At 69.6% G+C, this 25,283-nt stretch carries 20 protein-coding genes and 1 tRNA gene; 10 read left to right on the top strand and 11 right to left on the bottom strand.

Translation table 11 applies throughout. The features are described 5' to 3' along the window. Window positions 1-177: 177 nt before the first annotated feature. Complete coding sequence (locus NKJ47_RS15560; RefSeq protein ID WP_254458738.1) at window positions 178-975, bottom strand: SDR family NAD(P)-dependent oxidoreductase; 798 nt, start codon at window positions 973-975, stop codon at window positions 178-180. A 174-nt stretch (window positions 976-1,149) separates the two neighbouring features. Here NKJ47_RS15560 and NKJ47_RS15565 point away from each other — a divergent pair, with 174 nt between their 5' ends. The 6 genes from NKJ47_RS15565 (at window position 1,150) to NKJ47_RS15590 (ending at window position 10,847) form a co-directional block, all read left to right on the top strand. Beyond that, a complete protein-coding gene (locus NKJ47_RS15565; RefSeq protein ID WP_254458739.1) occupies window positions 1,150-2,874 on the top strand; it encodes an IlvD/Edd family dehydratase in 1,725 nt (574 codons plus the stop codon). A gap of 316 nt (window positions 2,875-3,190) precedes the next feature. Next, entirely contained in the window at window positions 3,191-3,715 is a 525-nt protein-coding gene (locus tag NKJ47_RS15570; protein ID WP_254458740.1) for an RNA polymerase sigma factor, read from the top strand. Continuing rightward, entirely contained in the window at window positions 3,712-4,788 is a 1,077-nt protein-coding gene (locus NKJ47_RS15575; protein ID WP_429002444.1) for a FecR family protein, read from the top strand. Before NKJ47_RS15570 ends, NKJ47_RS15575 begins: the two co-directional genes overlap by 4 nt. Window positions 4,789-5,110: 322 nt before the next feature. Beyond that, entirely contained in the window at window positions 5,111-8,008 is a 2,898-nt protein-coding gene (locus NKJ47_RS15580) for a TonB-dependent receptor (RefSeq protein ID WP_254458741.1), read from the top strand. 122 nt (window positions 8,009-8,130) lie between these two features. Further along, window positions 8,131-9,432 carry a histidine-type phosphatase gene (locus NKJ47_RS15585; RefSeq protein ID WP_254458742.1) on the top strand — a complete coding sequence of 434 codons (1,302 nt, stop codon included), beginning with the start codon at window positions 8,131-8,133 and terminating at the stop codon, window positions 9,430-9,432. A gap of 110 nt (window positions 9,433-9,542) precedes the next feature. Further along, the gene (locus tag NKJ47_RS15590; protein ID WP_254458743.1) at window positions 9,543-10,847 is read left to right on the top strand and encodes a jacalin-like lectin; all 1,305 of its coding nucleotides are present in this window, start codon (window positions 9,543-9,545) and stop codon (window positions 10,845-10,847) included. 298 nt (window positions 10,848-11,145) lie between these two features. Here NKJ47_RS15590 and radA read toward each other — a convergent pair whose 3' ends face one another. From radA to NKJ47_RS15605, 3 genes are all read right to left on the bottom strand, one after another. After that, on the bottom strand, window positions 11,146-12,531 hold the full coding sequence (radA, locus tag NKJ47_RS15595) for a DNA repair protein RadA (protein ID WP_242082206.1): 1,386 nt from the start codon (window positions 12,529-12,531) through the stop codon (window positions 11,146-11,148). A 307-nt stretch (window positions 12,532-12,838) separates the two neighbouring features. Next, window positions 12,839-14,728, bottom strand: a complete 1,890-nt coding sequence (locus NKJ47_RS15600; RefSeq protein WP_254458744.1) for a M61 family metallopeptidase — start codon at window positions 14,726-14,728, stop codon at window positions 12,839-12,841. A 150-nt stretch (window positions 14,729-14,878) separates the two neighbouring features. Beyond that, window positions 14,879-15,481, bottom strand: a complete 603-nt coding sequence (locus NKJ47_RS15605; RefSeq protein WP_254458745.1) for an ATP-dependent Clp protease proteolytic subunit — start codon at window positions 15,479-15,481, stop codon at window positions 14,879-14,881. Between the two features lie 55 nt (window positions 15,482-15,536). Here NKJ47_RS15605 and NKJ47_RS15610 point away from each other — a divergent pair, with 55 nt between their 5' ends. Further along, window positions 15,537-16,346 carry an RNA polymerase sigma factor gene (locus NKJ47_RS15610; RefSeq protein WP_254458746.1) on the top strand — a complete coding sequence of 270 codons (810 nt, stop codon included), beginning with the start codon at window positions 15,537-15,539 and terminating at the stop codon, window positions 16,344-16,346. Window positions 16,347-16,390: 44 nt separating this feature from the next. Here the strand turns inward: NKJ47_RS15610 and NKJ47_RS15615 are convergent, their stop codons facing one another. Further along, window positions 16,391-17,161 carry an SDR family NAD(P)-dependent oxidoreductase gene (locus NKJ47_RS15615; protein ID WP_254458747.1) on the bottom strand — a complete coding sequence of 257 codons (771 nt, stop codon included), beginning with the start codon at window positions 17,159-17,161 and terminating at the stop codon, window positions 16,391-16,393. Window positions 17,162-17,235: 74 nt separating this feature from the next. Here NKJ47_RS15615 and NKJ47_RS15620 point away from each other — a divergent pair, with 74 nt between their 5' ends. Further along, complete coding sequence (locus tag NKJ47_RS15620; protein WP_254458748.1) at window positions 17,236-17,742, top strand: MarR family winged helix-turn-helix transcriptional regulator; 507 nt, start codon at window positions 17,236-17,238, stop codon at window positions 17,740-17,742. A 211-nt stretch (window positions 17,743-17,953) separates the two neighbouring features. Here the strand turns inward: NKJ47_RS15620 and cyoD are convergent, their stop codons facing one another. The 5 genes from cyoD to NKJ47_RS15645 all read right to left on the bottom strand — a co-directional run bounded on the left by cyoD (window position 17,954) and on the right by NKJ47_RS15645 (window position 22,252). Beyond that, window positions 17,954-18,292, bottom strand: coding sequence for a cytochrome o ubiquinol oxidase subunit IV (gene cyoD, locus NKJ47_RS15625; protein WP_048492118.1), 339 nt, complete (start codon window positions 18,290-18,292; stop codon window positions 17,954-17,956). Continuing rightward, on the bottom strand, window positions 18,292-18,918 hold the full coding sequence (cyoC, locus tag NKJ47_RS15630; protein WP_254458749.1) for a cytochrome o ubiquinol oxidase subunit III: 627 nt from the start codon (window positions 18,916-18,918) through the stop codon (window positions 18,292-18,294). The genes cyoD and cyoC overlap by 1 nt, the downstream gene beginning before the upstream one ends. Before the next feature lie 3 nt (window positions 18,919-18,921). After that, entirely contained in the window at window positions 18,922-20,922 is a 2,001-nt protein-coding gene (gene cyoB, locus NKJ47_RS15635; RefSeq protein WP_254458750.1) for a cytochrome o ubiquinol oxidase subunit I, read from the bottom strand. Beyond that, window positions 20,922-21,863 (bottom strand): ubiquinol oxidase subunit II, encoded by a 942-nt coding sequence (gene cyoA, locus NKJ47_RS15640; protein WP_254458751.1) that lies wholly within the window; start codon window positions 21,861-21,863, stop codon window positions 20,922-20,924. The genes cyoB and cyoA overlap by 1 nt, the downstream gene beginning before the upstream one ends. A 313-nt stretch (window positions 21,864-22,176) precedes the next feature. Beyond that, window positions 22,177-22,252 (bottom strand) — tRNA-Thr (locus NKJ47_RS15645). A gap of 119 nt (window positions 22,253-22,371) precedes the next feature. On the opposite strand from NKJ47_RS15645, the gene NKJ47_RS15650 reads away from it, so the two are divergent. Then, on the top strand, window positions 22,372-23,328 hold the full coding sequence (locus NKJ47_RS15650) for a hypothetical protein (protein WP_254458752.1): 957 nt from the start codon (window positions 22,372-22,374) through the stop codon (window positions 23,326-23,328). After that, the gene (locus tag NKJ47_RS15655; protein WP_254458753.1) at window positions 23,325-24,041 is read left to right on the top strand and encodes a hypothetical protein; all 717 of its coding nucleotides are present in this window, start codon (window positions 23,325-23,327) and stop codon (window positions 24,039-24,041) included. The genes NKJ47_RS15650 and NKJ47_RS15655 overlap by 4 nt, the downstream gene beginning before the upstream one ends. Window positions 24,042-24,312: 271 nt before the next feature. Here the strand turns inward: NKJ47_RS15655 and ispH are convergent, their stop codons facing one another. After that, a complete protein-coding gene (gene ispH / locus NKJ47_RS15660) occupies window positions 24,313-25,263 on the bottom strand; it encodes a 4-hydroxy-3-methylbut-2-enyl diphosphate reductase (protein WP_254458754.1) in 951 nt (316 codons plus the stop codon). Between the last annotated feature and the right edge of the window lie 20 nt (window positions 25,264-25,283).

Here is a 25,283-nt window from a genome sequence, read left to right on the forward strand (position 1 = left end):
TTTTTGTGGGAGCGGCTTCAGCCGCGACGCGATGCGCGGGAATCACCCGCACTGCCAAGGACCGCCGATCGCGTCGGGCCTGAAATCCCTCCCACACCGCCTCCACCCGTACCGGTGCGCAGCTTCTTGTGGGAGCGGCTTCAGCCGCGACGCGGGAAGCTGGCATCCTGCGCGGCTTCAGGTCCAGCCGCCGTCCACCACGAACTCCTGCGCGGTGATCGCGCGCGCCTCGTCCGAGGCCAGGAACAGCGCCATGCGCGCGATGTCCTCCGGCATCACCTTGTCCGGCAGGCACTGGTTGCGCGCCAGTTCGCGTTCGCCGGCCTCGTCCAGCCACAGGGTGACCTGGCGCTCGGTCATCACCCAGCCCGGGGTCAGCACGTTGATGCGGATCCGCGCCGCGCCCAGGTCGCGCGCCAGGCCACGGGTCAGGCCGTTCACCGAGGACTTGGCGGTGGCGTACACCGGGTAGCCGCCGGTCTTGCTCTGCCAGCCGGTGGAGCCGAGGTTGACGATGGAACCGCCGCCCAGCCGCTGCATGCCCGGCACCACCGCCTGGATGGCGAAGAACGCTGCGCGCTGGTTGATCGACACGCAGCGCTCCCAGTAGTCCGGGGTCACCGCCTCCAACGCATGGCGGTCGTCGCTGCCGACGTTGTTGAGCAGCACGTGGAAATCGCCCAATTCGGCCGCCGCCGCGCCGATCGCCGCCTGCAGCGCGGCCACGTCGGTGACGTCGCAGCGGCGCCACCACGGCGCGGTCAGGCCGGCCGCGGCCAGGCGCTCGGCCAGCGCGGCGCTGGCCTCGGCCGCGACATCGACGAAGGCCACCTGCGCCCCCTGCGCGGCGAAGGCCTCGACCAACGCGGCGCCGATGCCGGAGCCGCCGCCGGTGATGAAGACGCGGCGCCCGCGCAGGCTGCCGTAGGTTGCGTTGCCGAGGGAGGAAGGCGCCGCGCTTGCCGAGTTGTCCATGCCGTTTCGCTCTAGGTGGATAGGATTTCGATATATGAAAACAAATATCCATTCGAAGATATTTGCTATTTTTCACGTATCAATATGCCCGCTAGCATCCCCGGCGTAAAGCATCCGGGGGCGGCTTGCGCACAAGGCGGATCCCGGCGACCTGGACACGAGGAATCCGCCGACATGGGCTCACCCAGCAAACCGCCGCGCCGCAGCCAGGCGTGGTTCGGGCGCGAAGGCAAGCAGGGCTTCTACTACCGCAGCTGGCTCAAGAGCGCCGGCCATCCGCACGACATGTTTGACGGCCGCCCGGTGATCGGCATCTGCAACACCTGGTCGGAGCTGACCCCGTGCAACGGCCACCTGCGCGAACTGGCCGAGCACGTGAAGCGCGGCGTGTACGAGGCCGGCGGGTTTCCGCTGGAGTTCCCGGTGATGTCGCTGGGCGAAACGCAGATGCGCCCGACCGCGATGCTGTTCCGCAACCTGGCCAGCATGGACGTGGAGGAATCGATCCGCGCCAATCCGCTGGACGGCGTGGTGCTGCTGATGGGCTGCGACAAGACCACCCCGGCGCTGCTGATGGGCGCGGCCAGCGTCGACCTGCCGACCATCGGCGTGTCCGGCGGGCCGTCGCTGTCGGGCAACTGGCGCGGGCAGCCGCTGGGCTCGGGCACCGGCGTGATCGAAATGTCGGAGATGGTTCGCGCCGGCACCTTGAGCCAGGACGATTTCGTCGAGGCCGAAGCCTGCATGCAGCGCTCCAAGGGCAGTTGCATGACCATGGGCACCGCCTCGACCATGGCCAGCATGGTCGAGGCGCTGGGCATGTCGCTGCCGGAAAACGCGGCGATCCCGGCGGTGGACGCGCGCCGCGCGCGGCTGGCGCGGCTCAGCGGACGGCGCATCGTGCAGATGGTGGAAGAGGACCTGCGCATGTCGCAGGTGCTGACCGCCGATGCCTTCGCCAACGCGATCAAGGTCAATGCGGCGATCGGCGGCTCCACCAATGCGGTGCTGCATCTGCTGGCCCTGGCCGGCCGCGTGGGCGTGCCGCTGCAGTTGGACGACTGGGACCGGCTCGGCTCGCGGCTGCCGTGCCTGGTGAACCTCAAACCGTCCGGACAGTACCTGATGGAAGACTTCTACTACGCCGGCGGGCTGCCGGCGGTGATGCGCGAACTCGGCGCCGAACTGGCGCTGGACGCGCGCACCGTCAACGGCCGCACCGTCGGCGAGAACGTGGCGCAGGCGCCGTGCTGGAACCGTGAGGTGATCCATCCGCTGGATGCGCCGGTGCGCGCGGAGGCCGGCATCGCCGTGCTGCGCGGCAACCTGGCGCCGGACGGGGCGGTGATCAAGCCCTCGGCCGCCTCGCCGCACCTGTTGCGGCATCGCGGGCGCGCGGTGGTGTTCGAGAGCATCGAGGACTTCAAGGCGCGTATCGACGACGAGGCGCTGGACATCGACGCCGACTGCATCATGGTACTCAAGCACTGCGGCCCGCGCGGCTACCCGGGCATGGCCGAGGTCGGCAACATGCCGCTGCCGCCGAAACTGCTGCGCGCCGGCATCACCGACATGGTGCGCATCTCCGACGCGCGCATGAGCGGCACCGCCTACGGCACCGTGGTGCTGCACGCCTCGCCTGAGGCCGCCGCCGGCGGCACCCTGGCGCTGGTACGCGACGGCGACATCATCGAACTCGACGTCCCCGGCCGCGCCCTGCACCTGGAGGTCAGCGACGAGGAACTGCTGCGCCGGCGCAGCGAATGGACCCCGCCGCCGGCCCCGACCCGCGGCTGGAGCAAGCTCTACGTGGAGCACGTGCAGCAGGCGCACCTGGGCGCGGACCTGGACTTCCTGGTCGGCGGCAGCGGCGACGCCGTGGCGCGTGATTCGCACTAGCGCCGGCACCCCCGCGCAACGCCGCTGTTGGTGCGACTTCGGTCGCGACCGGGCCTTGCCGGGAAAGCCCGTCGCGACCGAAGTCGCTCCCACATCGGCTTGCGGCGAACCCGCCAGGTGCACTGTGGGAGGGACTTCAGTCCCGACGCATTGCGCCATCGGAAAGCACACCACTTCGTGCCTCGCGACTGCATGACAGTCGACTCCAATAGCAAGTGGCCAGCGCCGCCTTCTTCCACGCGCATCGCCCCCACGTCACCGCACCGTCATCTGCAGCTTCTAGCCTGCGCCGCACCCCAGGGACAAGGCAGGCTCGGTGGCGGCTCACCCCAAACGCGCATGGGCGCGCATGTTCGCGGAACACGGCCCGGTGCTGCGCGGCTTCTTCGTGCGCCGCGGCGCGCGCGAGGATGCCGAGGACATGGTGCAGGAGACCTATCTGCGGCTGCTGCGCGCGCATCGGCAGCAGGGCGAGGCCATCGCCAATCCGGAAGCCTACCTGTACACCGTCGCGCAGAACCTGGCGCGCGAACAGGCCGCGCGGCGCCGCCAGGCGCCGCTGCGCATCGAGGAGATGGAGCAGTTCTCGCAATTGCTGGCGGCGGGAGACGACGTGGAAGACAGCGCACAGCGGCGGCAGCGCCAGCAGCACCTGCAGGCCCTGCTCGCCGACCTGCCCGCGCGCACCCGCGCGGTGCTGGTGATGCAGTACCGCGACGGGCTGAGCTACAAGCAGATCGCCGAACGCATGGGCGTGTCGCCGCACATGGTCAAGAAGCACGTGGTGCGCGGCCTGTCGGCGTGCCGGCGCGCGCTCGCCGACCGCGGAGAGCACTGGTGAACGACAGCGGCTTCCCCTCGCGCAGCGCCACCGCCGATGCCGCACACTGGCACGCGCTGCAGCGCATGCACCCCTTGGACGCGAAACAGGAACAGCAGTTGCTGGACTGGCTGACCGCCTCGCCGCAGCACCTGCGCGAGTATCTGGCGCTGCAGCGCGTGGCCGGCGAACTCGGCGAGGCGCTGCGCGGCATGGACCTGGACGTGGATGCCCTGCTGGCCAGCGACGACACCGCCGACGGCGCCGCGGCCGGCAACGTGATCGCCCTGCCCTTGTCGCCGCGCGCGACAGCGCCAGCGACGGCTGCATCCGCGCGCGCCAAGCGTGCCAGCCCCACGCCGCGCTGGCGCCTGGCCGCGGCCGCCGCCGTGTGCGCGGTGGCGGTGCTGGTCGGCTGGGCCTGGCCGAGCAGCCAGACCTACCGCACCGCGCTCGGCGAACAACGCAGCGTGCGACTGGCCGACGGCAGCAGGGTGCGGCTCAACGCACAGACCCAGGTGCGTGCCACGCTGACGCCCTGGAGCCGGAGGCTGCAGTTGCTGCAGGGCCAGGCCAGCTTCGTGGTCGCCGCCGACCGCCGCCCGCTGCAGGTGCAGGCCGGCGGCCTGCGCGTGGAGGACATCGGCACCACCTTCGACATCGCCCTGCACCAGGACCAGGCGCGCATCGAGGTCTCGTCCGGGCGCGTGCACGTGTGGCGCCAGGACCGGCCGCAGCAGCCGATGCTGGCCGATCTCGGCGCCGGCCAGAGCGCACGCATCGACACCGCCGATGGCCGGGTCGAACTGGGCAACGAGGACGTCGCCGCGATGCATGCCTGGTGGCAACGGCGCATCGTCTTCCGCGACGAACCGCTGGTCAACGTCGCCGAGGACTTCAACCGGCTCAATCGCACCCGCCTGCGGATCGACGACGCCGACGCCGGCGCGATGCGGCTGACCGGCAACCTGCGCGGCGACGATGTCGCCGCATTGCGCGCCTTCCTCGATGCGCAGCCGACCCTACAGGTACGCACCAGCGCCGACGGCATCCACGTGCGCAGCCGCGCACAGGCGCAGGCACACAGGCAGTAGCTGCAGCCAGCACAGCGCGCGACGCGCGGCGGCTGCGCGGCGCCGCAGCGTACGCATACGCGCCTTGCCCGAGAACACGCCGCCGCGGCACACCCAGCCAATATGGGCGCAAACGCTGCTCGCGCTGATGAAGGGGGCGATCGACTCTTCGCGCACGCGGCGAACCCAGCGCACGCTCCGCGCACGTGTCACAGAAAATTCATCGAAAAAACGGTGCCCGATCGTCGCCGTCGCGCCTCGTAGTCCGGGGACAGCGCAGGCAATCGCCCTCTCGCGGCGATGCCTCGCGCATCACCACCCCCGCTGCCACTGGACCTCGACGATGCGCCGCACCCTGTTCCTTTCCATCGCCCTCGCCCTGCATGCCGGCGCCGCCGGCGCACAGACCGCCCCCGTCGCGGTCGATGCGATTCCCGCTCAGCCGCTGGCGCGTGCACTCAATGCCCTGTCGCGGCAGACCGGCCTGCAGTTCGTCTACGCCGCCGGCAGCACCGGCAATCCGCAGACCCACGGCAGCCGCGCCGGCGCGGCGCCGGAACAGGCGCTGCAGCAACTGCTCGACGGCACCGGCCTGCGCTACCGTTTCCTGACCCCGACCACGGTGACCATCGAGGCCGCGAGCGCGCCGGCCGAAACCGCCAGCACCACGCCGGCCGCGATGACCGCCGCACCAGCACCGGTGCCGGCACCGCCCGCGGACGCGCCGGTCAAGCAACTGGACGGCATCCAGGTACTCGGCAGCTACGCCGGCAGCCTCAGCGCCGCGCTGCGCGAGAAGCGCTACGCCGACAGCGTGGTCGACGTGATCGCTGCCGAGGACATCGGCAAGCTGCCGGCGCAGAACGTGGCCGAAGCGCTGCAGCGCGTGCCCGGCGTGTCGATCGTGCGCGACCGCGGCGAAGGCGTGTACGTGCGCGTGCGCGGCCTGGGCCCCAACTTCCAGGTGACCACGCTCAACGGCCAGACCATGGCGGTCAACGAAAACGTGCGCACCTCCGGCCAGACCGGCCGCCAGTTCCGCTACGACACCCTGCCGGCGGAACTGGTCGCCGGCCTGGAGGTGATCAAGAGTCCCACCGCCGACCTGGACGAAGGCGCGATCGGCGGCATCGTCAACGTGCGCACCTTCCGCCCGCTGGAACTGGGCAAGCCCCTGACCAACGTGTCGCTGGAATCGAGCCAGGCGCAGCGCACCCACGCCAACGACCCGCGCGTGTCCGGCCTGTTCAACTGGGTCAACGCCGACGGCACCTTCGGCGTGCTGCTCTCCGGCGCCTATGCGCAGCGCAGCCTGCGCCAGGACCGGGTCAACGAAGTGAGTTGGGACTACTACCGCAACGGCGTGCCGGGCGTACCGGGCGCCCACTACGTGGCCACCGGCCTGCGCCCGACACTGGAACTGGAGCAGCGCGAACGCACCGGCATCGCCGCCTCCCTGCAATGGAAGCCGAGCGCGGCGTGGGAAACCAATCTGGACCTGCTGTACGCCAGGCAGACCGTGCACTACGACGAATACAGCCTGGGCGTCGGCTTCGACAGCCTCGCCAAGCTCGGCAACCTACGCGTGGCGCACGACGGCATTGCCGGTTTCGATTACCGCAACGGCCAGGTGCAGATCTCGCGCGAGACTTCCGGCATCACCGACGACAACCGCAGCGCGCGTCTGTCCAGCACCTGGAGCGGCGATGCGTGGACGCTGGGCGCGGTGGCGTTCCACTCGCAGGCGCACAGCTACGACTCCGATCCGATCCGGCGCACGCGCCTGCGCAGCGGCACCACCTTGTCGATGCGCGTGGACATGCCGCAGGCCGATGGCGACGACGTGCCCGACTGGCGCTTCACCAACGGCTTCGACCCGACCAACCCGGCCAGCGTGGCCGGGCGCCGCCTGGAGTGGCGCGAGATCGACGCGCGCGACAAGGAAGACGCGCTGCAGCTCGACGCCAAGCGCGCGCTCGGCGACGGCTTCTTCCGCGACCTCAAGTTCGGCGCCAAGTACCGGCAACGCTCGCGCACCTACGATCGCGCCGACCTGCTGCTGACCAGCATCGCCGGCGTGCGCTTCCCGGCCGGCAACTTCACCGCGCTGCCGGTGGACGACATGCTCGCCGACGCCCACGGCAACCTGCCGCGACAGTGGCTGGCGCCGATCGAATCGACCTTCTTCGGCACCTGGCCGACCGCCGCGGACCTGGTCAACACGCCGAACAGCGCCGACCTGCAGAACTCCTACGAAGTGAAGGAGAAGATCGGCTCGGCCTATGCGATGGCCGACTTCGGCAGCGAACTGGCCGGCCGCGAACTGCGCGGCAACCTCGGCGTGCGCCTGGTCCGCACCGAGCAGACCACCGACGGCCACGCCGACGTCAAAGGCAGCGCGCAACCGGTGCATTTCGCGCGCAGCTACAGCAACGCACTGCCCTCGTTCAACGCCGCCTGGGACGTGCGCGAGGACATCGTGCTGCGCAGCTCCGCGGCCAAGGTCATCACCCGCCCCGACCTCACCGACCTGTCGTCCAAGCTCACCTTCAATTCCAGCGGCGAAATCCTCACCGCCAGCGGCGGCAATCCATCGCTGCGCCCATTCGAGGCCTGGCAGTACGACCTGACCTTCGAGTGGTACATCGACGGCACCTCGGCGCTGACCGGCGGCGTGTTCTACAAGGACATCTCCCGCTTCATCCAGACCCAGCTGTCGAACCTGCAGTACCAGGGCCAGACCTACCTGCTCTCGTCCAAGACCAACGGCAGCCAGGCCAGCGTCAAGGGCGTGGAAGTGGCCTACCAGCAGGTCTTCGCCGGCCTGCCGGCGCCGCTGGACGGGCTGGGCATGCAGCTCAACTACACCTGGACCGACAGCGAGGCCACCTACCGCGACGGCAGCCGCAGCTTCACCGACAGCCTCGAAGGCGTGGCCAAGAACACCTACAACGCGGTGCTGTTCTACGAGAAGGGCCCGCTGATGGCGCGGGTGAGCTACAGCTGGAGCGACGACATCGTCAACGCGGTCGGCACCGCCAACGTCGCCACGCTCAACAGCGACACGTTCGGCAGCCTCGATGCGAACGTGGCCTGGAAGGTCAACGACACCCTGTCGCTGTTCGTCAACGCGATCAACCTCACCGGCGCCGTGCAGCGCCAGTACGTCGGCGACCGCCTGTTCGGCGGCTACACCGATTACGGGCGCACCTGGTCGGTGGGCCTGCGCGCGCGTTTCTGATCCGCCGCGCTGCCGCCCGCGCGCGGCAGCAAGCCTGCGCCGCTGCCTGCACGGCAGCGACCGCAGCCAGCGCACCGTGCGCCGCCGCGCACGGCGCCCCCGCCCCTGCCTGGAGCTTGCCGATGCCACCGCTGTCGTACCTCGCCGCCCTCGCCGTGTTCGCCCTCGCGCCGCTGGCCTGCACCGCGGCACGCGCGCAAGCGGCCGCGACCGACACCCTGGAGAAAGTGCTGATCCTCAAGCGCCACGGCGTGCGCGCGGCGATGTCCAGCACCGCGCAACTGGAGCGCTACTCGGCGCGCCCATGGCCACGCTTCGCGGTTCCCGCCGGGCATCTCACCGCGAACGGCGCGGCGCTGGAACGGCTGTTCGGCGCCTATTACCGCGCCCGCTACGCACCGCTGGGGCTGTTCGCCGGCGACGGCTGCGCGGCCGCGTACTACTGGGCCAACCGCACCCAGCGCACCATTGCCTCGGCGCAGGCACTGGCCAGCACACTGACCCCGGGCTGCGCGAATCCGGTGCACAGCGTCGCCGACGGCGCCTCTGATCCGCTGTTCGACGGCGCGCCCGCCCTGCGCGATCCCGCCGCGGTGGCGCAGATGCGCGCGGCCATCGCCGGCCGCATCGGCGGCGATGCACCCGCCTGGAACGCGGCGCAGGCCGACGCCATCGACAGCCTGCAGCAACTACTGCTGCAGTGCGCGCAGCGGCCCTGCCCGGCCGACGCCGGCAGCGGCAAATTGCGCCTGGATGCGGTGCCGGCACGGCTGGGCGACGCCGGCGAGGCGATCCCCGGCATCGAAGGCCCGGCCGCGGCCGCCTCCGGCCTCAGCGAAAGCCTGTTGATGGGCTGGGCCGACGGCCAGGACTTCGCCGCGCTGGGCTGGCGCGGCGTCGACGAGGCCAGCCTGTTGCGCGCCTTCGCCCCGCACCAGGCCGAGTTCGCGCTGCGCCTGCGCGCACCGGCGGTGGCGCGCATGGCCGCCTCGCCGCTGGCGGCGCGGCTGCTGGCGACGCTGCTGGACGGCAGCGGCCAGGCCATGCACGCCGCGCCGATCGGCGGCGCGGCGCGGCTAGTGGTGCTGTCCGGCCACGACGGCACCCTGACCCTGCTCGCCGGCATGCTCGACCTGCACTGGCAACTGCCCGGCTACCAGCCCGACCAGACCGTGCCCGGCGGCGCGCTGGTGTTCGAGCGCTGGCGCCGCGCCGACGGCGAGCGGGTGATCCGCCTGCGCTACACCGCGCAGAGCCTGGCGCAGTTGCGCGAACGCCGTGCGCTGACCGTGCAGGCGCCGCCGCTGGCGTCGGCGGTGTTCATCCCGCGCTGCAGCCGCGCCGATGGCGAGTACGACTGCCCACTGGCCGCTTTCGCGACCGCGGTCGAGGCCGCGATCGACCCGCAGTTCCTGACCCCATGACGCCACGCGCGCCGGCCCCGGCCGGTCGCGCGGCGGCATCGGTGCTTCCGGCACCGTCCCCTGGCCCTCGCGCCACCCGCTGTTCCTCCCAACCCGCAAAGAGGCGATTCATGATCCAGCATCTACGCACCCTCGTGAGCTACGGCATCGGATTGAGCCTGGCCTGCGCCGGCGTGGTCCACGCGCAATCGGACGTCGGCGTGCTCGACGTGCTCACCTACAACGTCGCCGGCCTGCCGCAGGGCATTTCCAGCAGCAACCCGGCCGCCAACACCGCCCAGATCGCACCGAAGCTGGCGCCCTACGGCCTGATCAACGTGCAGGAAGACTTCAACTACCACGCCACCCTGTACGCGGGCGACAACCATCCCTACCGCACCCCCACCAGTGGCGGCGCGGCGATCGGCGACGGCCTCAACACGCTGAGCAACTACCGCTTCGACGACTTCACCCGCGTCAAGTGGGACAAGTGCAACGGCACCGACTGCCTCACTCCCAAGGGCTTCAGCTACATGCGCGTGCGCCTGGACGACGGCGTGCTGCTGGACGTGTACAACGCGCACCCCAACGCCGGCACCGAGAGCGCCGACCTGGCCGCGCGGCGCGCCAACATCAGCCAGCTCTCGCAGTTCATCCAGACCTGGTCGGCCGGCAACGCGGTGCTGGTGATGATGGACTCCAACACCCGCTACACCCGCGCCGACGACAACATCCGCGAGCTGATCGCCGCCAACGGCCTGACCGATACCTGGGTCGAGCTGGTCAAGGGCAACGCCCCGGCCGCCGGCGCGGCGCCGCTGCTGTGCGGCACCCCGCCGACCAATGAGTGCGAGGTGGTGGACAAGATCCTGTACCGCGACGCGCCGCAACTGACCCTGGTCGCCAACCGCTACAAGCTCGACGACGGCAACTTCTACGACAGCGACGGCAAGCCGCTGTCCGACCACTACCCGCTGGCCGCGCAGTTCGGCTGGGCGGTCGGTGCCACCGTGCGCACCAGCGACCAGTTCGGCGGCCCGCACGGCACCCCGTTCAACGACATCGCCAAGGGCGCCGAGCAACGCACCATCGCCAGCGTGACCCTGCGTGGCGCCTCGCGCCTGGACGGCATCGCGCTGGGCCTGGACAACGGCAGCACCCTGGCCCACGGCGGCAGCGGCGGCGATCCGGTCACGCTGCGCCTGGGCAGCAACGAACGGCTGACCTCGGCCACGCTGAGCGTGGGCCAGTACAACGGCCACACCCGGCTGTTCTCGCTGAGCCTGCGCACCAACCAGGGTCGCAGCCTCAGCGCCGGCACGCCGACCGCCGAGACCTACACGCTCACCGCGCCCAGCGGCTGGCACATCGCCGGCTTCACCGGCCGCGACGGCGACGAGATCGACAAGCTCGGCGCGATCTATCGCAAGGACTGACGGAAACGCGGGTGCGATCGCGCCCGCGGCAACGCAACGGCAACGGCGCGCGTGGCGACGCGCGCCGTTCGCCATGCTGGACCGCCATACGCAGGCGGGGCCCATCGCCGGGTGTGCGCATCGGTGTGCAGCGAACGGCTGCGTCGCAGCCGACGACGCGCGCGGCAAACCTCATGCCAGGCCCCTCGATGCGGCGGCGCAGCTACGCCGATCGCCGCATCACCCGCACCACTGCGCCGCGCTTCGCAGGGACACAGCCTGCACGAACAACGAAGACGCAGCCTGCCGGCGGCGCGGCCTATTCGCTCGCCGCTTCCAGCGCCTGCGCCAGGCGCTCCACTGCGATCACCTCCATGCCCTTGACCGTGCCGGTCTTGGGCGCATTGGCCTTGGGCACGATGGCGCGCTTGAAGCCATGCGTGGCGGCCTCGCGCAGCCGGTCCTCGCCGTTGGGCACCGGGCGGATCTCGCCGGACAGGCCGACCTCGCCGAAGGCGATGGTCTTCTCCGCCAGCGGCCGGTCGCGCAGCGACGACAGCACCGCCAGCAGCACCGGCAGGTCGGCCGCGGTCTCCTGCACGCGGATGCCGCCGACCACGTTGACGAACACGTCCTGGTCGCCGACCACGATGCCGCCATGGCGGTGCAGCACAGCCAGCAGCATCGCCAGCCGGTTCTGTTCCAGGCCCACCGCCACGCGTCGCGGATTGGACAGCGGCGAGGCATCGACCAGCGCCTGCACTTCCACCATCAGCGGCCGCGTGCCTTCGCGGGTGACCATCACGCAACTGCCGGGCTGGTGCGCACTGCCGCCGGAGAGGAAGATCGCCGACGGATTGGAGACTTCCTTCAGGCCCTTCTCGCCCATCGCGAACACGCCCAGCTCGTTGACCGCGCCGAAGCGGTTCTTGAAGGCGCGCAGCAGGCGGAAACGGCTGCCGCTCTCGCCCTCGAAGTACAACACCGCATCGACCATGTGCTCGAGCACGCGCGGGCCGGCGATGCCGCCCTCCTTGGTGACGTGGCCGACCAGGAACACCGCGGTGCCGGTCTCCTTGGCATAGCGCACCAGCCGCGCCGCGCTCTCGCGCACCTGGCTGACCGAGCCGGGCGCGGCGGTCAGCGCCTCGGTCCACAGGGTCTGCACCGAGTCGGCGACGATCAGCTTGGGCCGCGCCGCGCTGGCGTGCTGCAGGATGTGTTCGATGCCGGTCTCGGCCAGCGCATTGAGGCCGTCCAGCGGCAGGTCCAGGCGCACCGCGCGCCCGGCGACCTGGCCCAGCGATTCCTCGCCTGTCACGTACAGCACCGGCAGGGTGCCGGCCATCTTCGCCAGCGCCTGCAGCAGCAGGGTCGACTTGCCGATGCCCGGATCGCCGCCGATCAGCACCACCGCGCCCTCGACCAGGCCGCCGCCGAGCACCCGGTCGAACTCGCCGATGCCGGTGGACACGCGCGCCTGGTCGCGATGCTCCACGTCCTTGAGCGCGGTGATCTTCGGCGTCTCGGCCTTGCCGGCCCAGCCGCTGCGCCGCGCCGCGGCCGGCGCCTTGGCCGTGGCCGCGCTTTCCAGCACGATCTCGCTCAGCGTGTTCCAGGCGCCGCATTCGGTGCACTGGCCCTGCCACTTGGTGTACTCGGCGCCGCATTCGCCGCAGACATAGGCCGTTTTCGCTTTCGCCATCTGCTTCTGGTCCGCTCAGACAATGCGCCAGCATAGTGGCTGGCGGTCTCAAGGTCCGCGACGGCAAGGCGCCACGCTCCTCCAGCAGCCTCGGCGGGCCGGCAAACCACGCATTTCGTAGGAGCGGCTTCAGCCGCGAACGGGCTTTACCGGTCATGCCCCGTCGCGGCTGAAGCCGCTCCTACGACAGACGCAGCGCCCGCCTCCTCGACGCAGCGGCGGCGATCGATCACTCGCCGTACAGCGCGACGCGGGCGCCGTTCCCCGCCACCCGGCAGACGACGCCGGGCGGGGGGCATTCGCCGACTCAGCGCGCCTTGTATAACTCGCTCAGGCGATCCGGCGTGCCGGCGATGCGCTCCAGGTGCGGATACTGCAGGCCGCCGGCGTAGGCGATGCGCAAGGTGTCGTAGCGGTCGCCGCGCTTGACCAGCAGTTCGATCGGGGCGCTGCCGCCCTTGGCCGCGGTGATCGCGTCCTTGAGCGCTTCGGCGCTGTACTCGCGGCCGCCGACCGCGACCACGCGGTTGCCGGCGATGAGGCCGGCGTTGAACGCCGGGCTGTCCCACAGCACGGACTGCACCTGGCCCTGCTGGTCCAGGCTCAGGCCCAGCGAATAGGTCAGGTCCAGGCTCTTGTTGCGCGCCTCGCTGGTCTTGTTGGCCGCGTTCGGCTGGTCGGTATAGACCAGCTTCCAGCCGCTGGCCTCGATGCCGCCGACCAGCGAACCGTGGTCGTCGAGACGGCTGCGCAGCAGGGTCGCCCAGTCGTACTTGGCGATCCCGTCGAGCGTGGCGACGATGTCGTCGAAGGTATAGGTGTTCACGTCCCAGGCGCCGTCGTGCATGCCGAAGAAGGCCTTGGCGAAGTCGTCCAGCGAGCGCTTGCCGCCGCTGAGTTCGCGCAGCTTGGCGTTGACCTCCAGCCACAGCATCTGCCCGCCGGAATAGTAGTCCTCGCTCAGCTGGTAGCTGCGGTAGGCGCGCGGACGGCGCATCGACATGGTGGGATCGTTGGTGGTGTCCTGCAGCGCGCGCCAGGCCAGGCCGGGCCGGCCGCGCTGGTAGGTCGCGGCGACATTGGCCAGCATGTCGCGGGCCTGGTCCTGCGTCCACAGCCCGGCGCGCGCGGCGATCACCTCGCCCCAGAACTGGGTCTGGCCCTCGTACAGCCACAGCAGGCTGTCGCCCATCGGCACGTTGAAGTTGGGCGTGGCCAGGTCGGCGCCGCGGCGGTACTTGCCGTTCCAGGAGTGGTTGAACTCGTGCGCGAGCAGGTCGCGCATCTCCCAGCTCTTGTCCCATTCGGTGAAGTAGTCGAGCGGGCCGCTGTTCTCGCTGGAGCGATGATGCTCCAGGCCGATGCCGCCGAGCTTGTCGGTCAGCGCCAGCAGGAACTCGTAGTGGTCGAAGTGGCGCGCGCCGTACAGCTTGTCCATCTGCTGCACCAGGGCCACGTGCGCCTTGACCTGCTCGGGCTTGGCCTCCAGCGACTTGGGCTTGTCGGCGAACACGTTCAGCGCCACCGGCGCCTTGTCCTTGGCGTCCAGCACGATGCGCTTGTAGTACTTGCCGGCGAACATCGGCGAATCGACCAGGTCGTCGAAATCGATCGGCTTGAACGTCACCGTGTCGCCGGTCCGCGTGGCGGTCTCCAGCGCGGTGGCGTAGTCCCAGCCGGCCGGCAGGGTCACGCTGGCCTGCGCCTTGATGTTGCGCGCATACACCCCGGCCGGATACAGCGCGGTGGTGTTCCACTGCAGGTTGAGCATCTCCGGGGTCATCATCACCCGGCCCTGGCCGTCGCCCTGCGAGGACAGGAACTGGTACTCGGCGACGATCTCGCTGGCGCCGGCGGGCACGTCGATCTTGAACGCATAGACGTCGTACTGGTCGCGCGTCCACGGCAGCACCTTGCCGTTGGCCTTGATCACCAGCCCGGCCAGCTTGTCGATCGGGCCGGTCGGCGAATGGTTGCCGGGGATCCACTGCGGATACAGCAGGGTCATCGGCCCCGGCGTGGCCGGGATGGTGGTGCGCACGCGGAAGATGCGGTGGGCCAGGTCGGTGGCGTCGACAGCGATCTTCAGCGTGCCGGCGAAGGGCACGTCGCGCGGCGGCGCGGTCTGCGCCGAAGCCTGGAACGCGACAGTGGCGGCCAGCAGCAACGGCGCCATCCAGGCGGTGGACTTTCTCATGGGGTCTCCAGGGGGCGAACGACAGCGGACAAGCAAACCCCCATGCTATGCCTGCGCCGCCGCCGCGTGCCATGCCATAGGTCATGCCCGCGGCGATCGCGGCGCACTGCGCAAGCGGCATGGGCGGGCGCCGTTGCGCCGCCCCTCCGCTCAACGCCCGGCCAACTGGCTGCGCCGCTCGACGATGCGCGACACCAGGCCGTAGTCCATCGCCTCCTGCGCCGACATCCAGCAATCGCGCTCGATGTCGGCTTCCACGCGTTGCAGCGGCTGGCCGGTCTCGCGGGCGATGACCCGGGCGATGCGGGCGCGCGCCTTGAGGATCTCGCTGGCCTGGATGGCGATGTCGCTGGCCGGGCCGCCGGCGCCACCGCTGGGCTGATGGATCAGGAACCGGGTCTGCGGCAGGCACACCCGGCGTTCGCGCGGCACGCCCAGGAACACGTGCGTGGCCGCGCTGCCGACCCAGCCCGAGCCGATCATGTCGACCGGCGCGGAAATGAAGCGCAGCGCATCGTGGATGGCGTCGCCGGATTCGAGATGGCCGCCCGGCGAGGACACGATCATGGCGATCGGCGCGTCGGATTCGGCATCCAGCGCCAGCAGGTGGCGCACCGCCTGATAGGCGCTGGCGTCGGTGATGGTGCCGAACAGCAGCAGGGTCCGCGCACGGAACGCCTTCTCCTCCAGGAAGGCGCCGGACGGCGCGAGCGCGGCGGGCGCGGCGGGAGAGGTTTCGTCGGAACGCAGCATCGGCCTGTCTCCATGTATGGTGGGTTTCCCTCCCAACGAACGACGGGGCCGCGACGTGACATTCCCGACCGACGCGCAGGCTGCCAGCGGCGACGACGCGCTGCGCCCCCAGTTGCTGGCCCTGGCGCGACGCTGGGTCGGCCAGGGCGAGGACGCCGAGGATCTGGTGCAGGAGACCTATCTGCGGGCGGCCCAGGGGCCGCTGCCGGGGGGCGGCCGCGACGCCTGGCTGACCACCGTGCTGCGCCATCTGTGCATCGACCGCCAGCGTCGCCGCGGCCGCTACCGGGCCTTGTTGGAGCGCATGGCGCAGGAACACGCACCGCCCGTAGCCGACGACGCGGACGGGCCGCTGCGGTACGCCCTCCACAGCGCGGCGGTCGCGCAGGCCCTCGCCACGCTGGTGCGCACACTGCCGGCCGGCGACGTGGCGATGCTGCTGCTCGCCGAGGCCTTCGACTTCAGCCATGCCGAGTTGGCGGCGCTGGCGGCGCGCAGCGAAAGCGCCTCGCGCCAGCATCTGCGGCGCCTGTTGCAGCGCGCGCGTGCGGCGATGGCGGACGCCCCCGCGCCGACGACCGCCGACCCGCACGACGACGCCTGCCTGCTGGCGCTGTGCCGCCATGCCTTGCGGCACGGCGATCCGGCCGGGCTGGTCGCCACCTTGCGCGCGGCGCGGCCGCAGGCCCTGCTGGCCAGCGCCTGGTCGGTGTCGGCCTCGGCGCACGCCGCGCCCAGCCCCGCGCCGGTCTATGCGCAGCCGCTGCAGCAGCACGGGCAACTGGGCCTGCTGATCCGCAACGGCGACGGCGTGCTGACTTGGCTGCCGTTGTGCGAACTCGCCGAGGCGCCCTGCCTGGCGTGAGCACGGCACACGCCGGCGCGCCAGTCGCACCGGCGTCCCTCGCATCAGTACCTGCGCACGGGAAAGCGCTCGGAGAACCCATCGAACACGGCACGCTCGACGTCGAGGCGATGCCGAAACTCCGCCGAAGCGGTCATCCCGAAGCCGAGTTCATCGGCCTGCCCCGCCGCGAGCCCGGCGAAGACGGCGTCGCAGAAGTCCTCCACGTCCGCGCCATGGGCCACGCCAGAGCCCGCCAACCCGGTGCGGACGGCGGGCGGAATGATTTCCACGACCCTGACCGACGTCGCGGCGAGCGCGAACCGGAGGTTGGCCGTATAGCTGTGGATCGCGGCCTTGCAGGCGCTGTAGACCGGGGCGAACGGCTGCGGAACGAGGGCGCCGCCGGAGGAGACATTGGCGATGAGCGCGGGCTTGCCATGCTGCAGCAACAGCGGGACCAGCAAATGGTTCAGATGCACGACGGCAGAAAACAGAATATCGATCTCGCGTTGGCGCTCGGCCCAGGGCGCCTGGTCGTCGGCGAGCGCGACGCGTCGCTGGATCCCGGCATTGTTGACGACCACGCGCAGCCCGGGATGCCGCACGTGCAGGTACTGCGCGAGTCGCTCGCGTTCTTCGGCGACCCCGATGTCGTTGACCAGGGTCTGCAGGCCGGGCGCCGTCGCGGCCGCGCGGTCGAGCCTGCCTGCATCGCGGCCGGTGACCAGCACGTTTGCGCCCGCGGCCAGGAAGCGCCGCGCGAGGCCGAACCCGATGCCGTCGCTGCCGCCGGTCATCAACACCTCCACGCCTGCGAACGTCGTTGCGGACATCGTCATCGTCTCCATTGGATGCGGGCACCCTGGGCCGGCATCGCATGCCTGCCGGCGGTCGCGCACAAGTTGTCATGTCAACCCAGAAGTACGCCGATCGGGTTGTCATGTCAACCTTAGCGGTCTATGGTGACCGCATGAAACAAGCGCGACTTTCCACCCGCGAGCTGGCGATCTGGCACGCCTTCAAGCAGATGGGCCAGACGGTGATGGCGGCCGTCGAAAAGGACCTGGCCGCCGGTGTCGGCCTGACCGGCAGCGACTTCGGCGTGTTGTCGCGGCTGGTGGATCTGGGCAAGGGCGAGCTGCGCCAACAGGCGCTCGCCGATTCCATGGGCTGGCACAAGAGCCGGCTGTCGCATCAGCTCACGCGCATGCAGGCGCGCGGCCTGATCCGCCGCAGCGATGCCGAACCGCGCGTGGTGACGGTCGCCATCACCGCCCTGGGCCGGGAAAAGATCGCCGCGGCGCGACCGGTCCATGCCGCGGCGGTAAGAACCCGGCTGCTCGATCGCCTCAGCACGGAAGACGCGCAGGTCCTCCTGAAACTCTCCGCGACGCTCGGGGCAGACCAGAGCTGACCTCGGTGCGCCGCGTCGCCACGGCAGATCGCACTGCGTCGATGCATGCGAGCGTCGCCTTGCCACACCGATCGCGGGTCGCGCACGTGCCGGTCAGCCACACCGATGTCGGGGCGATGGGCCTGCGCTTGCCGCGCTGCCGGGCAGGCGGCCCGTAGAACGCAAAAGGCCGCCCGGAGGCGGCCTTCGCGAACCTGCGGCGGTGCGCGCCTCAATGCATCATGTTGACGTTGAGGTTGTGCATGACCCACAGCGAGCCGACCACCACGATGCCGATGATCAGCAGCGAGAACAGGCCCACGTGCACGTTGGAGCGCTGCTCGGCCGAGCGGTCCATGTGCAGGAAGTAGATCAGGTGCACCAGCATCTGCACCGCGGCCAGCACCGCGATGACGATGACGGTGACGCCGCGCGGGAACGCCCCGCTCATCACCATGCCGAACGGGATCACGGTCAGGATCACCGCCAGCACGAAACCGACCAGGTAGGACTTCAGGCCGCCGCCATGGCCGTGCTCGGCGTGCGCGTCGGAGGAATGATGGTTGGCCATTACAGCGCTCCCAGCAGGTAGACGATGGTGAACACGCCGATCCAGATCACGTCCAGGAAGTGCCAGAACAGGCTCAGGCACGCCAGGCGGGTCATGTTGCGCGGGGTCAGGCCGTTCTTGGCGATCTGGATCACCAGCACCGCCATCCACAGCAGGCCCGAGGTCACGTGCAGACCGTGGGTGCCGACCAGGGTGAAGAAGGCCGACAGGAACGCGCTGCGACCGGGGCCGGCGCCTTCCTCGATCAGGTGGTGGAACTCGTAGAGTTCCATGCCCAGAAAGCCCAGGCCCAGCGCCGCGGTGACCGCCAGCCAGCCGTACAGGCCGCCCATGCTGCGCTTGTTCGCCGCGATGATCGCCAGGCCGAAGCCCAGGCTGCTGAACAGCAGCAGGAAGGTTTCCACCAGCACGAACTTCAGGTCGAACAGTTCCTTGGCGGTCGGGCCGTCCACCGTGGCGCCGGCCAGCACCGCATAGGTGGCGAACAGGCCGGCGAAGATGAGGCAGTCGCTCATCAGGTAGACCCAGAACCCGAAGACGGTGTTGCCGCCCGCGTCGTGATGTTCGTGGTCGTGGTCGTGGCCGCCCGCGTGGGCGGCGTGGGAATCGAGCGTCGTGGAAGCCATGGTTCAGACCGCCTTTGCGGCGTTGGCCGCGTGTTGCTGTTCCAGCAGGGCGAAACGCGCGTTCTCGATGCGTTCCACTTCCTCCGCCGGGACCCAGTAATCGATGTCGTCATCGAAGGTGCGCGCGATGAAGCTGCCGATCATGCCGACCAGGCCGATCACCGCCATCCACCAGATGTGCCAGATCAGGCCGAACCCCAGCACGATGCTGAAGGCGCCGATCCAGAACCCCGCCGCCGTGTTGCGCGGCATGTGGATCGGTTCGTACTTGGCCGGACGCGCCCAGCCCTTGCCCTTGAGCTTGTCTTCCCAGAACTGGTCGCGGTCGTCGATGTGCGGCAGCACCGCGAAGTTGTAGAACGGCGGCGGCGAGGAGGTCGCCCACTCCAGGGTCCGGCCGTCCCACGGGTCGCCGGTCAGGTCCATGTTTTCCTTACGCTTCCAGATGCTGTAGCCGATCTGCACCAGGTTCAGGAAGATGCCGGTGCCGATGATCGCCGCACCCACCGCGGCCACCATCAGCCACGGCGCCCACTCCGGGTGGTTGTAGCTGTTCATGCGCCGGGTCATGCCCATGAAGCCGAGCACGTACAGCGGCATGAAGGCGATGAAGAAGCCGATGATCCAGCACCAGAACGAGGCCTTGCCCAACGTCTCGTTGAGCTTGAAGCCGAACGCCTTCGGGAACCAGTAGGTCAGGCCCGCCAGGTAGCCGAACACCACGCCGCCGATGATCACGTTGTGGAAGTGCGCGATCAGGAACAGGCTGTTGTGCAGCACGAAGTCCACCGCCGGGATCGCCAGCATCACGCCGGTCATGCCGCCGATGGTGAAGGTGATCATGAAGCCGATGGTCCACAGCACCGGCGCGGTCATGTGCACGCGGCCACGGAACATGGTGAACAGCCAGTTGAAGATCTTCACGCCGGTGGGGATCGAGATGATCATCGTCGTGATGCCGAAGAAGGCATTGACGTTGGCGCCCGAGCCCATCGTGAAGAAGTGGTGCAACCACACGATGAACGACAGCACGCCGATGCACGAGGTGGCGTACACCATCGAGGTGTAGCCGAACAGGCGCTTGCGGCTGAAGGTGGCGATCAGCTCGGAGAAGATGCCGAACGCCGGCAGGATCAGGATGTAGACCTCCGGGTGGCCCCAGATCCAGATCAGGTTGACGTACATCATGGCGTTGCCGCCACCGTCATTGGTGAAGAAGTGCGTGCCCAGGTAGCGGTCGGCGCCCAGCAGCGCCAGCGCCACGGTCAGGATCGGGAACGCGGCGATGATCAGGATGTTGGTGATCAGCGCGGTCCAGGTGAAGATCGGCATGCGCATCAGGGTCATGCCCGGCGCGCGCATGCGCATGATCGTCACGAAGAAGTTGATGCCGGTGAGCAATGTGCCCAGGCCCGAGATCTGCAATGCCCAGATGTAGTAGTCGACACCGACGCCTGGACTGTATTCCAGCCCGGACAGCGGCGGATAGGCCAGCCAGCCGGTCTGCGCGAACTCGCCCACGCCCAGCGACAGCATGATCAGCGTCGCGCCGGCCACGAACAGCCAGAAGCTCAGCGAGTTCAGGAACGGGAACGCCACGTCGCGCGCGCCGATCTGCAGCGGCACGATCAGGTTCAGCAGGCCGGTCATGAACGGCATGGCCATGAAGAAGATCATGATCACGCCATGCGCGGTGAAGATCTGATCGTAGTGATGCGGCGGCAGGAAGCCCTCGTTGCCGCCATGCGCGATCGCCTGCTGGGCGCGCATCAGCGCCGCATCGCTGAAGCCGCGCAGCAGCATCACCAGCGCCACCACGATGTACATGACGCCGATGCGCTTGTGGTCGACCGAGGTCAGCCATTCGCGCCACAGGTAGCCCCACAACTTGAACTTGGTGACCAATGCCAGCACCAGCAGGCCGGCCAGGACGGTGCCGATGACGGCCACCATGGCGATCGGCTCGTGATACGGAATCGCCTCGAGCGTGAGTTTACCTAGCATCACTTGTCTCCAGAAGTGCACATGGCGACCGGCTCAGCAGCCGATGCCGGATGAGCGTCGTGGCCTTCCATCTTGTGGCCCTTGCCCATCATGTATTTGTCGATCAACGACTTGAACAGGCCGTCCTGCACCGAGGCGTAGTACGTCACCGGGTAGGCCGCCTTGTCGTTACGGTTGGCCGCCAGCACCTGGTACTCGGTCTGGCCCAGGGTCTTCTGCGAGGCCTTGACCTTGGCCACCCAGGCATCGAAGCCGGCGCGGTCGGTGGCGTGCGCGGCAAAGCCCATCTTGGCGAAGCCGTGGCCGCTGTAGTTCGCCGACAGGCCGAACATCTCGCCCGGCTCGTTGGCGATCAGGTGCAGCTTGGTCTGCATGCCGGCCATCGCATAGATCTGCGTGCCCAGTTGCGGGATGAAGAACGAGTTCATCACCGTGTCGGAGGTGATCTTGAAGTTCAGCGGCGTGTCGACCGGGAACGCGATCTCGTTGACCGTGGCGATGCCCTGCTCCGGATAGATGAACAGCCACTTCCAGTCCAGCGCCACCGCCTCGATGGTGATCGGCTTGATCTTGGAGTCCAGCGGCTTGTACGGATCCAGCGCATGCGAGGAGCGCCAGGTCAGCACCGCCAGGACCAGGATGATCATGCACGGGATCGACCACACCACCACCTCGATCGCGGTGGAGTGCGACCAGTTCGGCTCGTAGCGGGCCTTGGTGTTGGAGGCGCGGTAGCGCCAGGCGAAGGCCAGGGTCATCACGATGACTGGGATCACCACCAGCAGCATCAGCACCACCGAGGTGATCAGCAGCGTCTTCTCGTCGTGGCCGATCTGACCCTTGGGGTTGAGGATGGCCGAGTTGCAGCCGGCCAGCAGCAGCGCGGCAAGCAGCAACAGACCGGAGCGCAGCGAGCGCCGGAGTTGTTTCAACGGAATCATCGAACGATCCAATTGCGTAGGGGATGCGGACCGCGCGGGAGCGGGAGGCGGGGCGCCGCTAGGGGCCGTCCCGCCTCCGCCGCGGCATCCGGGCCGGCATGCGCGATCAACGACGCATTTTATGCTGCCGTGCGGCAACTCCGGAAGTCATTGACAAGCCCGGGCGGGCGCCAGGCCACGTTTTTACCTGCGACACATTGCCGCACCCGGCTGCACCGCGGCGCCGCAGGCGACCGCGCACACGGACCTGGGTCGCAGAAACCGGTGCCGCAGATACCACGAAGGCAGCCTCGCGGCTGCCTTCTGGTGCAACTGGTGCCGGAAACAGGAGTCGAACCTGCGACCTACGCATTACGAATGCGCCGCTCTACCGACTGAGCTATTCCGGCGGAACTGGCAATTCTAGGCGTCGACTCGGGCTGCGGTCAATCGCGCCCGGGCGCCTTGGCGGGGCCGCCGCGGACGATGCGCTACCCTTGCCGACCCGTTGTTCGCATGCCCCGCACTCGTGAAGTCGTTCGCCTGGTTCTGGCTGGCCTTTCTGCTGTTCTTCGCCCTTCCCTTCCCCTGCATCCTCTACGTCGGCAGCGCATGGCCGCTGCCGCTGACCCAGCGCAACCCGCCCGGATGGGCGCTGACCCTGCTGGCGCTGTCGCTGGGGCTGTGGCTGCACCTGCTCTATGCCTACCTGGACAGCTTGCTGCTGATGCCCGGACGCGCACTGCGGCGCGTGCGCCACATCCTCGCCCACGGCGTGCGCCGCGAGGCGCTGATCGAACGCGCCGCGCCGACCGGCGTCGAGGTGCAGGGATGGCCACAGTGGTCGCTGACCCTGGCCTTCGACAACCTGTCCGGCACGCGCATCCGCGACACCCTGACGATCGTGGACCGCAAGCCGGCGCAACGCCGCTTCGAGAGCAGGCGAACCGTGCCGCTGCGGCTAAGCACCACGCCGGGCGCCGCCCCGAACCTGGTGCTGGAGGACGCCGAGCCGGCCCTGGACCGCGCCAGCCTGTGGCGCCGTGCGGCCGGCGCGGTGCTGCTGGTGGTCCTGGTCGGCGCCGCCTATGGCGTGGCCTGGCGCCTGCAGAACCAGGGCCTGGGCTGGACCTTCCTGACCTTCAACCACCCGCTGCTGATGTGCGCGCTGGTGCTCAACGGCTACCTGCTGGCCTTGCGCGTGATCCTGCGCGTGATCCGCAGCAACACGACTGACCAGACCTTGACCTACCGCGGCCTGCGCGCCCGCGCGCGGGTGCTGGACGTGCGCCAGACCGGCACCACCCTCAACGAGCAGCCGCAGGTCGAGTTCCGCGTGGCGTTCGAGGACGCGTCCGGCAACAGCCACGAGGCGACGGTACGGCGGTTCGTGCCGCTGCTCGACATCGGCCGGCTGCCGCGCGAGACGGTGTCGGTGCTGTACGACCCGCAACACCCCTCCCGCGCCGACCTGGAGCTGCCATGAAGACGCCGCCCACCCCACTGGTCTTCGCCGGTGTCGTCCTGCTGCTCGGCGGCATCGCCTGCGCCGGGGGCGCTTGGGACACCATCCGCGCCACCCTGCAGGCGGGACCGCGTCTGCAGGCGGCGGACTCGGCGGCCGCCCTGCAGGCCACCGCCAAGCCGCAGTCGCTGGCGGTCCCCCCGGCCGCTCCTGCCACCGCCGTCCCCGAACCGGAGCCGCCAGCACCGCATGGCAACCTGCTGTTCGACCCGGCGCGGCTACGCGCCGCGCGGCAGGCGCTGGCGGCTCTGCCCGGGCTGCAGGGCCACGACCTGCGCGTGTTCCATGCCGTGCACTTCTACGACGACCGGATCGGACTCGAACTGCTGGATCCCGCACAGCCGGACCACGTGGACGAATACAGCTTCGACCACGCTGGCTGGCACAAGGAAAAGCCCGTGAATCCGCGCATGTTCGGGCCATTCCTGAAGCCGGCCACCGACACCGCCGCGTTGCAGGACATCGCCTTCGAGGGCGCCTACCGGGTGGCCACGGCCCTGAAGGAACAGGACGAGGCACTGCAGGCCGCCCCCAAGGAAGTGGATCACGTGTACGTGCTGGTGGGTCGTCGCGGGCACCTGCGCTGGATGCCGGACGGCGTGCAAGGCGATCGCGTCACCGTGGGCATCGACTTCGATGCGCAGGGGCGGCCGCACGGCGTGCAGCGCCACTGAGCCGCGGCGGCGGCGCGGCCAAAGCGCTGGACGCCAGGACCGTCGATGCCGGCACCGCCGCCAGGACGCTTGGGTTCATGTGCAGATCCGGCTTCGGGGCACCTCCGATACCCGGCGGTTGCCGCGCACCGCACCGCCTCGGCTGTCCCGTAGGAGCGGCTTCAGCCGCGACGGGCTTTCCCGGGAACGCCTCGTCGCGGCTGCAACCGCACCTACGATCGCGACGCAAACGCCCGCCAATCCTGCAAAAACCCGCGAGTGGATATGCCCGCTAGTCGACCAAGCGCAGGCGCAGTTCCTTGGGCAGGGCGAACACCATCGACTCCGGCTCGCCCGCCAGTTCGGACACGCCGTCGGCGCCGAGTTCGCGCAGCCGCGCGATCACCCCGTCCACCAGCACCTGCGGCGCCGAGGCGCCGGCGGTGAGGCCGACCCGGCGCTTGCCGGCGACCCAGGCCGGATCGATCTCGTCGGCGCCGTCGATCAGGTAGGACTCCACCCCGTCGCGCCGCGCCAGCTCGCTGAGCCGGTTGGAATTGGAGCTGTTCGGCGAGCCGACCACCAGCACCAGGTCGCACTCCCTGGCCAGGTCGCGCACCGCGTCCTGGCGGTTCTGGGTGGCGTAGCAGATGTCGTCGTTCTTCGGTCCCTGCATCGCCGGGTAGCGCGCGCGCAGCGCCTCGATGATGCCGCGGGTATCGTCCACCGACAGCGTGGTCTGGGTGGTGTAGGCCAGGTTCTCCGGCTGCTGCACGTCCAGCGTGGCGACCTGCTCGATGTCCTCGACCAGGTAGATGCGGCCGGTGCCGCATTCGCGGTCCCACTGCCCCATCGTGCCTTCCACCTCCGGATGGCCGGCGTGGCCGATCAGCACCACGTCGCGGCCGGCGCGGCAGTGCCGGGCCACCTCGAAATGCACCTTGGTGACCAGCGGGCAGGTCGCGTCGAACACCTTCAGGCCGCGCCGCTCGGCCTCCTGGCGCACCGCCTGAGCCACGCCGTGGGCGCTGAAGATCACCGTGTTGCCGTCGGGCACCTCGTCCAGTTCCTCGACGAAGATGGCGCCGCGCTGCTTGAGGTCGTCGACCACGAAGCGGTTGTGCACCACCTCGTGGCGCACGTAGATCGGCGCGCCCAGGGTCTCGATGGCGCGCTTGACGATCTCGATCGCGCGATCGACGCCGGCGCAGAAGCCGCGGGGGTTGGCGAGCAGGACATCCATAGCTAGATCCGCCGGCCGCA

This window comes from Xanthomonas sacchari (genome assembly GCF_024266585.1).
GTDB lineage: Bacteria > Pseudomonadota > Gammaproteobacteria > Xanthomonadales > Xanthomonadaceae > Xanthomonas_A > Xanthomonas_A sacchari_C.